Below are 14,940 nucleotides of genomic sequence, written 5' to 3' on the forward strand. Positions count from 1 at the left end.
AATGAAAACAGGAGAGGGTACGATGCAAAGCCAAGTCAATTTTGAAGAACTTTATATACAACTCCAACGAAAAGTTTCGGCTGAGTCACACAAGCGTCTCGATCCGCTCGTATCAGGATCACAAGCGATGCTTTTGCGAATTTTAGATATGAACGGTCCACAGAAGGCATCTTCTATTGCAGAACGTATGAATATTACCCCCGGAGCCGTTACGGGTCTCGCTGATAAATTGATTGCTTGCGGCTATGCCACGAGAAATCGTGACTGTACAGATCGCCGCGTCGTGCAACTGGACATAACCGCTCAAGGGAAAGATATCCTGCGGCAATACAAAGCCGTGGTGAGGAGTACGATTGAACAGTTTTTTGCAGGCGTATCTGCTGAAGACAAGCAACACTTAGTCCGCATCTATCACCAGGTTCTGAAGAATATCGAACAACAAAGAGAGGAGCATCAAGATTGCAACAGCTGACAGAGAAAAAGAAAGTGACGATTATGATCGCGATTATTACGGCCATGTTTTTCGCCGCGATCAACCAGACTATTATTGGGGTAGCCATGCCACGTATTATTTCGAAGCTGGGTGGCATGGATTACTATTCGTGGGCGATTACGATTTATTTGCTGACCTCAACTGTCGCTTCTGTGCTGGTTGGAAAGCTCTCCGATATATACGGAAGAAAACCGTTTATTTTGACGGGTATCGCGTTGTTTAGTATCGGAGCCTTGCTGTCCGGGTTTTCTACCGATATTTTTCAACTGATTACGTATCGTGGCATTCAAGGGGCGGGTGCCGGGATCATCATGTCCACTGCTTTTACCGCCATGGGTGATCTGTACGAACCTCGCGAGCGCGCAAAATGGGGCGGAATCATGAGTGCTGTCTTCGGCGTATCCAGTGTGCTTGGTCCCCTGATGGGCGGCTATATCGTCGACCATCTCGACTGGCACTGGGTGTTCTGGATCTTCTTACCGATTGGCGTGATTGCCTTCCTGTTGATCACGATTCATTTCCCAAAAGTATCGAAGCAAGAAGGAGAGTCTGTGGACTACTTCGGCTCGCTGTTCCTGACGCTCACCATCGTGCCGATGCTGCTGGCCTTCTCTTGGGCTGGAAATGGTCCAGGCAAACACGCTTGGGGTTCGTGGCAAATCATCAGCTTGCTTGCCGCAACAGTCGTTTCGTTGATCGTATTTATTTTGGTTGAAAAGAAGGTAAAAACTCCCGTGCTTCCGCTGGGGTTGTTTAAAAACAGTATTTTCACGGTCTCCAATCTGGTCGGATTCTTCCTCAATGCCGGGATGATGGGCGCGATTATCTATGTGCCATTCTTTGTCCAAGGGGTCAAAGGCATCTCTCCGACGATGGCCGGTTATGTGGCGATGCCGATGTCGATTGCCCTGCTCGCGACCTCCGCAATCGCCGGACAAATCATGACCAAGACGGGAAAATATAAAAAGATGGCGCTGGGTGGACTTTCCGTCATGACTTTGGGTATGGTGCTGATGTATTTCATGTCCCCAGCTACACCGATTTACCTGCTCGTGATCTACATGATCATTCTCGGTTTGGGGATTGGGATTGCGATGCCAGTCTTCTCCTTGACCGTGCAAAATGCAGTCGCACCGCAGCAATTGGGCGTTGCTACAGCAACGTCGCAGCTTTTCCGCAACCTCGGTGGGACCATTGGAATTGCTGTCATGGGAACCGTCATGAGTGCCAGCATGTCTGCGAAAATGACGCAACTGTCAGGAGCCATGGGCCAAGGGAACAATCCCGCAGCAGCCGATCCTGCCCTGGCAGAGAAGCTGTCGCTCTTTACGAATCCGCAAAATTTGTTGGATCAGCCGAAAATTGAAGCCGCGCTGGCTAGTTTGCCACCGGATTTACAGCCACTATTTACTCACATGCTGGATATGATCCGGGAAGCGATGAGCTATGGAATTACGACTACATTTTTGACTGGGGCGATTGTAGCAGGTATCGCAGTCATCATCGCGCTGTTCCTGAAGGAAATTCCACTGCGTAGTGGGAAGATGGGACAGAAGCCGGAGGGCGAAGCAGGAAAGGCTTAATAGGGAAAAGGAAGAGGGCGCTTGTCCTCTTCCTTTTTTTCATGGGGTATGGATTTGCTGTATGAGCCAATTTCTCGCGTCTTCTCCTGCAAGAATTTCTGGTTGCTCGACGATACCGATATTAATACTTATGATAGTAGCTTCTTCTAAACCGGTTACTCCTTTTAATTGCGCTCCTCTAAATAACACTTCTTCAAATGAAGAATCACGGATATCTGCATCCTGTAAATCGGCATCTCTAAAATCTGCCTGATAAAAGAGAGCATTTACTAATTTTGCCTTCCGCAAATCGACGCGCACAAACACCGTTTCGAAGCAAGAGCTTTTAACAAAGTTTGTCTTTTGTAAATTAGCATTTGAAAAGTCTGCATAAGACGCTTCGCTTTTGATGAAGATAGCGTTTTCTAAATTCGCTGATCGAAACGTAGAGGAGTATAGATGCGCTGCATAAAGATCTTTATCCTTTAAATTCATCCCGTCAAAAGTACTGGCGATCAAACGAGATTGGTCCAAAGGGTACTCTGCTACATCTATGGAGCGAAAATCTACTTCATCGACGACTAATCTCTCACCCGTTTTCCCAATCGAATCAATCCATTGCTTGTGCAAATCTAATTTTTTGATGATATCGTCCTTCATGAAAACCCCTGCCTTATCCGATAAACAAAATGGCTTCTTTTCGTTGGAAAGCTTGCGGCAATTTTTCACAAATCCAATCTATTCGTTCTACTAGCCTCATCCTATCCTCTTCATCAGCCAAATGATGAGCTGCCCAGGCTTTTATCAGGTTCAATTCCTCCATGACCACTGACAAATCCTGCTCCTCCACATCGATGCCTGTTGGAAATATGGCTGTCCAGCGTAATCCTAATGCTTCAATCGCAGGCAGCCAACAGCGTTTGAAAAATGACTCGGTTGCAATCGGCACGAAAAAGCTGCTCTCCCACTCATTTTGTGCTTCGAGTATGAATGCACAGATCGACATTCTACAGCTCTGCTCTTCCCGTTCGGATCGCATGCGCATAGTCTCTGCGCCCATTTTCTTCCGCTCTCCTCGCTGCCTTCTCGAAGTCATACGGAACCAATACATGCTCCACAAGCCACGAGCCACCTTGTGGTTTTACCGTGACGTACTTGGCATGCGGGGTTTTCGATTCCATCGAATGCGGGTACGGCGCTTCTTCAAAATACGCTGGCAACCCGACACTCCCCGGATTTACTACGAGCTTGCCATCTGGGAGCCATACGGATTTGGGCACATGAGAGTGTCCGCAAAAAATGACTTTCTGCTGGATACTTGTCAGCTCAATCATTAGCGCATTCGCACTTTTGTCTTCTATCCCATATGGAGCGACATTCTCCAATAAATAGACATCATCGGCAAAAGGCGTCCCGTGGCAAAATAAGAGATCATCCTGTGCCCATTGCTTTTGAAATGACCCGATCCAGCTGAGCATTTCTTGTGTAAGCAGTGGTTTCACGTATTGGAAAGTGATGGACTCCATTTGCTCTTCCAGTAAATATCTGTCACAATTACCCATGATGTGGATGATTCCAGCTCGCTCCATCAAGAGCTCTGCCGTTTTGATCGGATCAAGCGGTCCGAATAAGGTATCGCCCAAATTCACAATGGTCTCCACTCCGCGGGAATCTATGTCGTTCAGAACAGCTTCTAATGCATAGGCGTTGCTGTGTATGTCGGAGATCACCGCGATGGAATGGTTGTTTTGGCTCAAGGTCATATTACTCCTTTACGATTGAGGTGCTAGATAGGATGAAAGATACCGCCCCCAAAAGCGCGTTTATTATAAAGGTCGAAGAAATGCTGGATCAATACCACAGCCTCTATGACGGAAATTGTCCGTATGTTTTGAATGAACAATTGACATGGGAACAAATCGAACAGTTCGAATCATCGGCTCACATAGTATTACCGCAAGACTACAAAGATTTCCTGCTCCATATCGGAAATGGTGGGACACGTGCCAAACAGTTCCCCTTATCCTTGTCACATGCAAAGAGATGTTTGGAAGAAAGCTTACGAAAAACGGTTGGCTTAGAATATATGAGTCTCCCCTTTTCCTTGGACAAATGCAACAGTTGCTTTGACGAAGATTTAGACGAAACGCAAGACGATACGATTACGGACGATGGATATGATCAGATGATTACGGAGGCACTTCACGGCACCATCACCCTACATAACGATGGTTGCGGGTATTTTATTGTCATGATTGTATCAGGTGAGCTTGCCGGAAAGCTGTACTACATCGATACTTGTAATGGACAGGGTGCACGTTTCGTCAGTGATTCGTTTGCGGAGTATTATCTAGAATGGCTCAATCAGCAGATGACGCAGAGATTAGCCTACTTGGAACACAACGACAGATTTGCATGCGTCATTACCGATGTGAAGCTGGGCGGAAATGTTAGGGATTTGCACGTACGTAAGCTGAACAATGACTTTTTGTTTCAGTTTGAATATTTTTGCCCGGGCGATTTCATGCTGGAGGGGGGATATTCAGAGCATACCAAGGTTAACGATCACCTTGTTGTCTCCTTGTACATGGAACATATATCATACAGTGTTTTGGAAGTAACCCAAGTGGATAAACGTACAGAACCATCCATTACACATGTTGGAAAGCGCTCCTTGCACGAGGTCATCGGGCGTGTAAACAGACTATTTACACACGATATTGGTGGAAATCACTTCCCGCTGTACGTGGAAGGACTGGAGCAAGAAATTTTGATTAAAGGTGTGAAGGATATAGCCGTTTCCGTCGGCGAGGTTTATAAAATTCGAGGACGGTTGAGTGGCGAGGTTTATCGGATTACACGGTAAAAATTGAAAGAGGATGCCCTTCTATCAAACGAAGAGAGGCATCCTCTTCCTATGCTATTTTCAAATATCATGAAAAAAAGTTTGAGAGGGGGGCACCCTCGTTTTCGTCTATAGTAGTGAACGACAAAACGGTTTAGTCCGTTTTGCTTGACCGCAAGCGGTCAGATTACATTTCATGAAAAACGTCGAAACGTTTTTCACAAAAAGGAAAGCTGCGCAGCACCTTTTTGCAAGGAGGTAACAAACATGCAGGACGATCGAGAGGTCATTGCGGAGGTTCTTCAAGGAAATAAAGAGGCTTATGCTCTGATCGTCAATAAATACAAGGGAAAAATCGCTTCGATTCTCCAGCGCACGCTCCATCATTCTCATGATGCCGAAGACATGGTGCAGGAGGTTTTTATCAAGGCGTACTACAGTCTGCCAGATTATAAACCCAATTGCTCCTTTTCTGCCTGGCTGTATCGAATTGCGATCAATCGCGGGATTGACGAGCTGCGAAAAAGAAAGCGGATGCCTTCCGTAACGGAGATGGATGTCGAGGTCAGAGACGAATGTCCGATCCCGGAGGAAGATTATCTGGAAAAAGAACAGCGTCATGCTTTGCGCCAGCAGATGATGGCACTGGACAAGAACCACAGGACGATTCTCGCTTTGCATTATCTCCAGCATTTAAGCTACCGAGAGATCGGCAACAAACTATCTTTGTCCGTAGATACCGTGAGAATGCGCCTTTCCTATGCCAGGAAAAAGCTGCGAGACCAGCTAAGCAAGCCGGAGAAAAAAGGGGGTACCCCGCTTTGAATTGCCTTACGCAAAGACAGCTGATCGCCTACATGGAAGATCGTTTAACGCCAGTGAACAAACGAAATGTCGAAAGTCATCTCGATCATTGCACACACTGCCAACACCAGCTGGAGCTATGGATCGATGAGCTGCACCAAACAGAAGAAACGATGTGGGAAAACTCCCTCTCAGCAAATATGGATCAAAAGATTATTCAGATGCTCTCCCCTCATCCCGTGAGAGTATTGAACCCTGCAACCCCTTCACATCAACCACCTGCGTGGAAACAAAGGAGTATCACGATCATGAAAAGAATGACGCTTGCCGCCGCTGCATTAACCATCGTCGTCTCGGGAGGAATGCTCGTCTCCCCGACCTTTGCCAGTTATGTCCATGCTGCTTTTACGAACAGCCCGATTGGCAAGGCTGATCCTGTAGCACCTGTGAGCAATAGCTTCCTGCAAAAATTAGCGGACAAAGGAATTGCTCAAGCAGCCAAGAATGGATTCGCGCAGTCCGTTGAGGTAAGTGCGACCGACCAAGGCCTCACTTTTACCGTGCATGAAGTGGTCGCTGACCCGCTGCGTATTAGCATAGCAGCTTCTTTAAAAGACAAGAACGGTAAGCCGACGGACGGTTTTTTGAGCCAAATGATCAGAAGAGATAAGAAGGAGCAAGTCATTACAATCAAAGACAAACAAGGGAACGTACTGAAGCCTGTTGAGTCATCTGCAAATGAAGACACTCGCAGACCAAATGAAGATTGGCACAATGTTATGTATACAGATACCGGTACCATGTCCTTGAATCGTGAGCTGCGCAGCTACTTTGCTGATATCAGTGAAATTCCGGACGAGCTGATTGTAGAGTTCAACATTAAACAATTGGACGACATCAAAGGAAACTGGAAGCTGTCCGTACCTGTTGACATGAAAAAGGCAAAGGCCGCGACGAAGACACATGAGATCAACAAAACATACACGACTCCGCAAGGGCTCAAGCTGGACATAAAACAGATGACGTTTGCACCGAGTGGGATGGAAATGGTCGTAGATCGCTCGAATACGGATAACCAGCAAAAAGAATACAGCTACGAGCTAGTCAATGCAAAGGGCACAGTTGTCGCCGCTTGGGATTCCGATGCTGTCACCCGTAAAGCCAGCAAACAAAGCAATGTCATCCCGTATTTGAAATGGGATCATACCCGCTCTACTGAAAATGGAACAAGAGACTTCCACTACTTCCAACCAATCGACGAAAGCCAAAGCCTCACCTTCAAGCTCGGGTCTGTATATACAGAGGAAACAGCTAAGCTTAACGCGAAATTGGACACCAATCGCCTCGAAAAGAAAGAAGTCATTACAGTGGAAGACCAGGGAGATCAGTTTACTTTCAAAAAATATCAAAAGGATCCAAACGCAGTCGTTGATTTTGAAGGCTATGACGGCCATCACCGCGTGAACGACGATGGGACTACCACGAAATTGGAAGGCTACGATCTGGCATTCGAGGCAACTCTCTCTCCAGATACTGCCGCTATGGGTCCCTACCAATACTGGACCATTACAGACGAGACCGGGAAAAAGTATGAAGACATCGACTACTTAATCAATAAGACTGAGTATAAAAACGATCGGGCGATTTTTGAAGGAACGATCTTCTTAAAAAACCTCACAACCCTGCCGAAGCAGTTGATCATTACTTCCGACAAACGAATGGTTGAACACAAAAATGTACAGTGGGAAGCACCGATTTACACCGGAAAATAAGGGATCTTCATACGCAAAAAGCTGGTGGTACCCTTCGTACCGCCAGCCTTCTTTTTACGAGATATATTCCTGTTGCAAAATCCCCATGTGGACGATATCATGCCATTTTCCCTCTCGAAACAAAAACTGCCGCGAGATCCCCTCCTGCTTAAATCCGAGCCTCTCATACAACCTGATCGCCTTTTCGTTAAAGGAAAAGACCCGAAGCGATACACGATGCAGATTCATTTCCAAGAATGCATAATCCAGCAGCAGCTTCAGCGCTTCTCGTCCATACCCCTTTCCCCAATACTCCTTCTCCCCAATATCGATGATGCATTCCGCATTGCGGTTTTTCAGGTCGATTTGAATGAGGGAGGTAATCCCGATCGGTCGATTGGTTTGGCTGTCTACGATCATGTAGCTCTTCGAGGAGCTTCCTTGCAGGATGACCTGATTCACAAACCCGTTCGTATCGTCCCAGGTAAAGACGTCCATAGACGGATTCGTTGTCCACATGACTTCCACGTCATTTCTCCACGTGTGGTAGACATCCACGTCCTCCCCCGTCATTTTTCTCAGATAAACTCTCTCTGATTGAAACAACATTGATACCCCTCCTTATTGAGTCGGTCCCAGCATCGCTCTCAACGAAAACAACAGTGCTTCCATCTGCACCGACACCTTTGTTTTCTCTGCGCCCAAATGCGCGGTATCCAGCATCAGTCCATCGATAACCGAAATGAGATAGCGAGCGATTGCCTCCGGTGAAAGCTGTGGCGTAAACTCACCTGTCGCTGTCCCATGCACGAAGAAAGCTGTCAACACATCCACCATTTTTTCATAGCGAGTCGTGATGTATGGATAGCTCTGCCGCTTTTGCTGATCTTTCAGTGATAGGAAAAATTCTGAGTTGGCTTGGGACAGTGTCTCTTCGATTTTCTCGATCTCGCCCTGCTGTTTGTTAACCCATTTGGTGATTTGCTGCCAAGACGTTTCGCCGGCAACAGGAGCGAAAAACTGTGCATCCTGTTGATCCTCGAATTGCAGCAGCTCCAAATATAAGTGCTCCAGGTTATCAAAGTAGGCATACAAGGCTCCCCGCGATACACCAGCCTCGTCCATGATGTCTTGCATAGTGGCCCGAGTATAGCCTTTTGTGAGGAACACACGTTTTGCCGCTTGCAGTAGTTCGATTTTCTTTTTGCTTTTGTATTCGTCGCTTACTTTTGGGGCCATGGGGTTTGGGTCTACCTCCTTTGAACAAAATATACATATATGTCGTTTTTTCTTCGCAACAAAATTATAACCGACATTAATGTCGGTTTTCAATAAATAAAATAGAAAAAAGCATCCTCCCTACTCATGAGAGTATGCGGATGCTCGTAATTCTTCTGTTGCCTATATCAGCTGCTAAAATGACTCTCCTCTATGTGTTAGCCATCGATAAATTTTCTAACGCGTGTTGCATCTCATCGCGTGGAAATATTTGCGGCAATTTAGACATGGGATGTCGATTCGACAATCGATTGATTTGATTCAATTCCTCTACGCCGATTTCCCTTACGTTATTCTCCATATCGTATCTTGCCAACAAAATCGTGTCGTTCCATTGACTAATAATGCTTCTATCACTTGTCTGTGTGAAAGTGGCCTCACCAGCATGATACAAATACTTTTGAATTAACGACTGCTCTATACCATCCGCGATAAGATTCTCAGAGAGTTTTTCCAAAAATATCTGATCAAATCGTTTAAAGTCTGCTTTCTTTAACCCATAGAGGATGAAATTGTACCTGGTCACATTATTCATCACGGCTACACACTTCCTGCGATTCAGTAAAATCAGGTGAGAGTGCCCTCTGTATAGTGGCTGTGAAACCATTTTCTCCTTATCGGATAATGTTATAGGTAGTTCCTCTGCAAGCTTTTTGGAGTATTAGAGGGTTATCATGCCTGTTCACCTCACTGTTTTTTAGTTTACGCCTGATCCGGTATCACAAACGACACCGTCGTTCCTTCGTCAAGTTTGCTTGTAATGGCCAAGCCCTTCCCGTACATTTGCGTCAGTCTCCGATTCGTGTTGGACACTCCAATTCCGCCTCTTTCCTTCTTCGACAAGTCGAGTATTTGCCGCACAGTCGCTTCCTCCATCCCGATACCGTTATCCTTCACCTCAAAAAGAGTGGCGTTCTTTTGCCGGATGATACGGATATGGAGAATTCCCCCCTCTATTCGGGTAAGAAGACCGTGGTTGATGGCATTCTCAACCAACGGCTGAATGGTCAGTGGCGGGATCAACAAATCGATATCAGGCTCAACCTCCCACACGACCTGTAACCGCTCACCAAATCGTTCCTTTTCAATGTAAAGATACGCTTGGACAAGCTCCAGCTCATGGGAGAGTGCAACTTGTTTTCCTGTATTCAAAAAGTCAAAGCTGATATGCAAGAAGGCGGTAAACGCATCCCCGAGTTTACGCATCTTCTCCGTATCAATGTCACTGAGTGCCATAATCGAGCTAAGTGTGTTGAACAAGAAGTGCGGGTGAATCTGCGCCTGCAAGTAGGCAGCCTCCATACGCAGTCGTTCATCGACGGTTTGCTTGAGTGTCGTCAACGACCAGACGCGGTATTTCAGCTCCATCCCATCGACTGGTTTGCAAACATAGTCATTCGCACCAGACAAATACCCGGTGTATACATCCTCAGACTGGCTGCGTGCAGTTAAGAGCAAGATCGGAAGCTCAGAAACAGAGAAATGCTCCCTGACCCTTTGCGTCAGCTCATAGCCCGACATATGAGGCATCATGACATCAATGATAAGCAAATCCCACTGCTCTGTAAAAAGCAAATCGAGCGCATCTCTTGGCGATGTGCACGTAGTAATTTGGTATTGCGCGGATGAGAGCATTCGATCCAGCACCCTCAGGTTAACCGGGTCGTCATCGATCGCTAATATGTTCGCCTTTCTGTCAACAGATGCATGCGCAGCCATTTGCTGAAAAGCCAAGCTATCTGGAGCTTCACTATGCCTCATCTGGTTGATAGCCGTCACTTGATTGCTCGTATCCATCTGCTTCACATATTGGCTCTCTGCTGCTTTCATCTCATCTGTACTGACCGCGGGCAGCCAGAAGCGAAATACCGAACCTTTGCCCGGTTCAGAGTCGACTCTCAGCTCACTATCATGCAGCTCGACCAGCTGTGCACAAATAGCAAGACCGAGGCCGATTCCTCCACCACCGTTCGTTGCTTGAACTCCCTGCTCATACGGCAAAAATATACGTGCCTTGGTATACTCATCCATCCCGATTCCTGTATCGGATACATAGATCGCCACCTGTCCGTCCATGCTCTTAGCCGAAACGACGACAGATCCTTCTTCCGTGAATTTCAGTGCATTGTGAACAAGATTGAACAGAATCTGGACTAGCCGCTTCTCATCTGCCAGGATTGGCGGGATGGACTCTGGTATGTCCATTTTCAGTTGAACAGGCTTGCCTTCTACCATGTAAGCAAGCATGCTGATGATGCCGGAAACAACCGATTGAATATGCAATGGCTTCTTCTGCAACACGATATGCTTGTCCTGCAAACGCACGACATCTAGCAAATCATCCAGTAAATGCGACATTCTGCGGCTGATCGTGATTAAGAGCTCCATATCCTGCGTGCTGCGACCGCCCATGACATGCTTTTCGTTGTTAACGACAGTCTGGGCGATATTCAAGATGCCGTGCAACGGCGTCCTCAGTTCGTGCGAGGTGTGGGCGAGAAACTGGTCCTTGAGCTTGTCCGCTGCTTTTAATTGCTCCGCTAGCTTTGCTTTTTCCTCTGAATTGCGAAAGAATCGCTTGAACCAGTAGGCAGAAAAACTAACAAGAGCAGCAATCAGGTCAAGCGGATAATACACGTACTTGATATCGATGATCTTATATTCCATCATTGCGGACCATATGACATTGGAAAAAATACTCGCTGCAGCAATGACCAAAAACACAGCGTCATGCTTGTTTTGCATGAGCATGCGGCTGATTCTGAAAATAAACAGCAACAACGGGCCGAAATAAATAATGACCAAAAATGGCGTTCCAGCTAAAAAATACACCCATTGTGCCGTTCCCAGTAGGATGGCTGCCGAATAAAGACTGAGCACGGAAAGATATGCCCTGAACGGCTTGACGCTTTCTTTCTCCCCCTGTTCAGTTAGGCTTCTGAACATTACTATCATCAGCAAAGGCTGCCATATGTAGGCAAGCACTTCCACCTTGATCGCCCATGTATAATCGAAGGGAATCCAAAGCAACAGCAGGTTGTCATAATCAGACACAGTCTTTATCCCCACGCAGGAAAGCAACAGCAAAAACACCAGAAACTCTTTGTGGCGGGCATTCAATACGTACAGGATGCCGGCATACAAGCCATGAAGCAACAAGATGAGGAAGGTTGTCAGCTGGAAGCCGATAGAATACCAACGTTCGGTGTCAACAGCGGCCTGCGATCCGAAGTAAATCGATCTGACGATGCCTCCTTCGATTGGATTATGAAAGTTGGCCGTTCGGACAAGCACTTCAATGACCTTTGCATCACCCGCAATGTACGTAGCCGTGAAGGATGCCTTCTGCGGCGTGTACTCCTCCGCTGTTGTCGCAGGCACTCCGACTCTGGATAATTTCTCGCCGTTAACCTCTACGGTAGAAGATGCTTCCACTTGCGGAACCCATAAGGTGTATGGCTGATTTAGCGGTTGATCAACCAAAATCCGTAAACGGTATGTACCATAGCCATACGGTGACGGAGAGTCCCTGGAAAAAGCGTTGCTCCAATTGCCAGGCACTTGAAGGTACTGTCGTTCGTCATTCGATGATTGCTTGAAATCTTCATGCGTGATGAAAGAATCAGGGTAAAACTCCCATTCCCCATCCAGTGAAATGGACGGGGAATTTTCAAAGTCCCACCCGCGCATATCAAGAACCCCTTGAATCGCATGCGGATGATCTGGGGATGCATAAAACGAAAACCAGAACGTTCGAAGACCTAGGAGAAATGCTAAAAACAAGAGAAGAATCACAAGATGCTTACTTATGAGTGCTTTTGAATGACTCCGATTATAGTTGCTTTGCTTTATCATAGTAAGATCATCTTTCGACACGATTCGAATTATCCCTTGTTACATTACACTTCACCTAGGCCTTTTTTCTCACACAAACTGTCTACTATCGTTATTCCGTCCAAACCGATAAATGGCGATCAAGGCAAAAACCGTAGCGAATGCGAGCAAAATAGCTATGTTCAAATACAAGCTCCCCAGACTGTACCCTTGTTGAAGCTTATTCACCGTATCGAGTAGCCAATGCTGAGGCAAGAATGTTGAGATATTGCGTACCGTATCCGGCATGATTTCCATGGGAAAGAAACAGCCGGCCAGGAGGCACGTCGGTACAATGATCAGATTGGAAATCGCTCCGGCACCTGCTTTACTCTTCGCAAAGGCAACGGTCATCAGGGAAAGGGCGATTGCTCCCAGCGCAAACACGAACAACGGCAGAATCATTTGACCATACGAGACGCCTGCATCTATGCCGAAGACGTTTTTCATGACGAGCAAGGTCACGATGATTTGCAGCAGTAAAATAAACATGTTGACGATAATATTCGAGAATACATAGGATCTGGCCGACATCGGCGAAGAAAGGAGACGCAAAAAGGTGCGATTCTCTTTTTCTTTTAAAATGATCTCCGACATGTTCACAGCCGAAAACATCATGAACATAATGAGGAAGCCAATCGATTGATTCGTCATACGCGTCACGTTTGATGTGTCTTGAAGCGTTACCGTATGGAGCTTGTAGCTTTGTTCGTGGTATGCCGTATACAGCTTCGTGAACTTTGCCTCATCCGCCTGTGCCGATGCTCCAATCGCGGCAAGATTGCCGATATAACTGTGCAGCATGGCCTTCACGTAGGCAGTAACCTGTTCACCCTTTACGGATACAATATTCAAGTGTGCTGGCGCTCCTTTCCGAACGCTAGCAGCATACCCTGAATCGAAAACAATTCCGCTATCCAGCTCACCAGAAACGATTTGTTCACGCATCGTTTGTTCGTCGATGACTGTAACTTTGATAGATTTCAATTTCTCGATAAACCGGATCGTGTCCTGGGTGATCACCTGGTCCCCATCTTGATTGATGATTCCGACATGGATCGTGCCGCTACTTGCATTACTGTAAAGAGTAAGAGACAGCAGAACACCTACGATCGGCAACCCCAAGTAAGTGAACCAGCTTTTTTTGCTGCGAAACGTCTCCATCAGCGTTTTCCGAATGAGCCATAGCATTTCACTCATACAATAGCACCCTCCCGTCTGCGCATCGTGATAACAGAAATGATGATGAACGCCGTAGCGATGCTCACATTCATCGCAATCGCAAACCATGCGCCTCTTGAATTGTCTGTGTAAATGATCTCCATCAGACCTGTATTCGCCCAGTGAAGGGGAGAGAATTTGGACAGGAGGCCGAAGAAACCAGTTGATTGATCAACGGGAAAATAGGCACCGCCTACAAAGGAGGCGACCTGCGTAAAAATATTGTTGATTGACCTTACCCCTTCGCCTTTGAAAAGAAAGCTGATCCCCAGACCCAAGCTGACCGCAAGCAACACCTCTGTCAAAAGCACGAGGATCACCATTCCGTAGTGGTTGCCCCAATCTGCTTGGAACACGAACTTGCTGACTACGAACACGACGAGTACGAAAAACAAATTGACGAACGTACTCCCGATAATTTTGCCGGTAAAAATGACACCTTTGCTGACAGGTGCTGCCATTAATCGTGTGGATGTTTTGTTCGTTCGCTCTCCCGTGAACAAATAACTCGCAGAAAACATCGAGTAGAGCGCAATCATGGTCGTCATCGCAATCGCGTAATAGTCGATTGCCCCCGGCTTTTTATTTGGATTCAAGGTCGTTTCATGAATAAAATCTTCACGCTGTCCAATACCCTTGACTATTGCCGAAGCAGATTCGGGATCTACCTGGTAAGCTGCGGATGCGAGCGAGTACCTATCTGCAAAAACCGTTAGCATCCCCCCGAGGATATTACTTCCTATCGTATTCTTGCTGCTTCCATAAAACTCAATCCCCGCATCACTGACGACTGCGTACCCCGTATAGCGATCCGAGCGAACTTCCTCCTGCCCATCCATGCCTAATCCTGCTTGATCGACCTCCACTCCTTTATCGCCCAATGCTTTGATAAACGAGTTCCACGCCGTAGATAATTGCGCATTCATCTCGTTGCTTTTATACAACAGGCGCATGTCTCCTACGGTCCTCGTATCGTCAAATGCATTGGAAAGGGCGGAACCTAATATCAGCATCATGATGATGGGAAGTGCTAGCATAAACATAAACGTTCTTTTTTCGCGAAGGCTGGACTTGATTTCTTTTACAGCGATATTCCATATGTTCATGGCAAAG

The 14,940-nt window shown here is 46.7% G+C and carries 13 protein-coding genes and 1 pseudogene; 5 read left to right on the forward strand and 9 right to left on the reverse strand.

All coding sequences use genetic code 11. From position 1 onward, the window contains the following. The first annotated feature begins 22 nt into the window (after positions 1-22). Together E8L90_RS19205 and E8L90_RS19210 are read left to right on the forward strand one after the other, a co-directional pair. Positions 23-472, forward strand: coding sequence for a MarR family winged helix-turn-helix transcriptional regulator (locus E8L90_RS19205; protein ID WP_244297300.1), 450 nt, complete (start codon positions 23-25; stop codon positions 470-472). Beyond that, a complete protein-coding gene (locus E8L90_RS19210) occupies positions 460-2,076 on the forward strand; it encodes a DHA2 family efflux MFS transporter permease subunit (protein ID WP_137030839.1) in 1,617 nt (538 codons plus the stop codon). The genes E8L90_RS19205 and E8L90_RS19210 overlap by 13 nt, the downstream gene beginning before the upstream one ends. A 39-nt stretch (positions 2,077-2,115) precedes the next feature. Here E8L90_RS19210 and E8L90_RS19215 read toward each other — a convergent pair whose 3' ends face one another. Genes E8L90_RS19215 through E8L90_RS19225 form a run of 3 tightly spaced genes read right to left on the reverse strand, consistent with a single transcriptional unit; the run spans position 2,116 to position 3,818 of the window. Then, on the reverse strand, positions 2,116-2,715 hold the full coding sequence (locus E8L90_RS19215) for a pentapeptide repeat-containing protein (protein ID WP_137030840.1): 600 nt from the start codon (positions 2,713-2,715) through the stop codon (positions 2,116-2,118). A 13-nt stretch (positions 2,716-2,728) separates the two neighbouring features. Next, positions 2,729-3,115 (reverse strand): hypothetical protein, encoded by a 387-nt coding sequence (locus E8L90_RS19220; RefSeq protein WP_137030841.1) that lies wholly within the window; start codon positions 3,113-3,115, stop codon positions 2,729-2,731. After that, on the reverse strand, positions 3,063-3,818 hold the full coding sequence (locus E8L90_RS19225; protein ID WP_137030842.1) for a metallophosphoesterase family protein: 756 nt from the start codon (positions 3,816-3,818) through the stop codon (positions 3,063-3,065). Before E8L90_RS19225 ends, E8L90_RS19220 begins: the two co-directional genes overlap by 53 nt. Before the next feature lie 32 nt (positions 3,819-3,850). Here E8L90_RS19225 and E8L90_RS19230 point away from each other — a divergent pair, with 32 nt between their 5' ends. The 3 genes from E8L90_RS19230 to E8L90_RS19240 all read left to right on the forward strand — a co-directional run bounded on the left by E8L90_RS19230 (position 3,851) and on the right by E8L90_RS19240 (position 7,476). Next, on the forward strand, positions 3,851-4,921 hold the full coding sequence (locus tag E8L90_RS19230) for an SMI1/KNR4 family protein (protein WP_137030843.1): 1,071 nt from the start codon (positions 3,851-3,853) through the stop codon (positions 4,919-4,921). Between the two features lie 246 nt (positions 4,922-5,167). Further along, positions 5,168-5,725: an RNA polymerase sigma factor gene (locus E8L90_RS19235; RefSeq protein ID WP_137030844.1), complete on the forward strand. Its 558-nt coding sequence runs from the start codon at positions 5,168-5,170 to the stop codon at positions 5,723-5,725. Beyond that, entirely contained in the window at positions 5,722-7,476 is a 1,755-nt protein-coding gene (locus tag E8L90_RS19240) for a DUF4179 domain-containing protein (protein WP_137030845.1), read from the forward strand. The genes E8L90_RS19235 and E8L90_RS19240 overlap by 4 nt, the downstream gene beginning before the upstream one ends. A gap of 54 nt (positions 7,477-7,530) precedes the next feature. Here E8L90_RS19240 and E8L90_RS19245 read toward each other — a convergent pair whose 3' ends face one another. The 6 genes and pseudogenes from E8L90_RS19245 to E8L90_RS19270 form a co-directional block, all read right to left on the reverse strand. Further along, positions 7,531-8,064 carry a GNAT family N-acetyltransferase gene (locus tag E8L90_RS19245; RefSeq protein WP_137030846.1) on the reverse strand — a complete coding sequence of 178 codons (534 nt, stop codon included), beginning with the start codon at positions 8,062-8,064 and terminating at the stop codon, positions 7,531-7,533. 12 nt (positions 8,065-8,076) lie between these two features. Continuing rightward, positions 8,077-8,694 carry a TetR/AcrR family transcriptional regulator gene (locus E8L90_RS19250; protein WP_137030847.1) on the reverse strand — a complete coding sequence of 206 codons (618 nt, stop codon included), beginning with the start codon at positions 8,692-8,694 and terminating at the stop codon, positions 8,077-8,079. Between the two features lie 190 nt (positions 8,695-8,884). Beyond that, a pseudogene (locus tag E8L90_RS19255) lies at positions 8,885-9,379 on the reverse strand (DUF6933 domain-containing protein); the annotation flags it as partial. Positions 9,380-9,435: 56 nt separating this feature from the next. After that, positions 9,436-12,588: a hybrid sensor histidine kinase/response regulator gene (locus tag E8L90_RS19260; protein WP_244297302.1), complete on the reverse strand. Its 3,153-nt coding sequence runs from the start codon at positions 12,586-12,588 to the stop codon at positions 9,436-9,438. A gap of 69 nt (positions 12,589-12,657) precedes the next feature. Next, positions 12,658-13,806, reverse strand: a complete 1,149-nt coding sequence (locus tag E8L90_RS19265; RefSeq protein WP_137030850.1) for an ABC transporter permease — start codon at positions 13,804-13,806, stop codon at positions 12,658-12,660. Further along, positions 13,803-14,933: an ABC transporter permease gene (locus tag E8L90_RS19270; RefSeq protein ID WP_137030851.1), complete on the reverse strand. Its 1,131-nt coding sequence runs from the start codon at positions 14,931-14,933 to the stop codon at positions 13,803-13,805. Before E8L90_RS19270 ends, E8L90_RS19265 begins: the two co-directional genes overlap by 4 nt. Positions 14,934-14,940: the final 7 nt, after the last annotated feature.

Origin of the sequence: Brevibacillus antibioticus (assembly GCF_005217615.1) — a bacterium.
GTDB classification, from domain to species: domain Bacteria; phylum Bacillota; class Bacilli; order Brevibacillales; family Brevibacillaceae; genus Brevibacillus; species Brevibacillus antibioticus.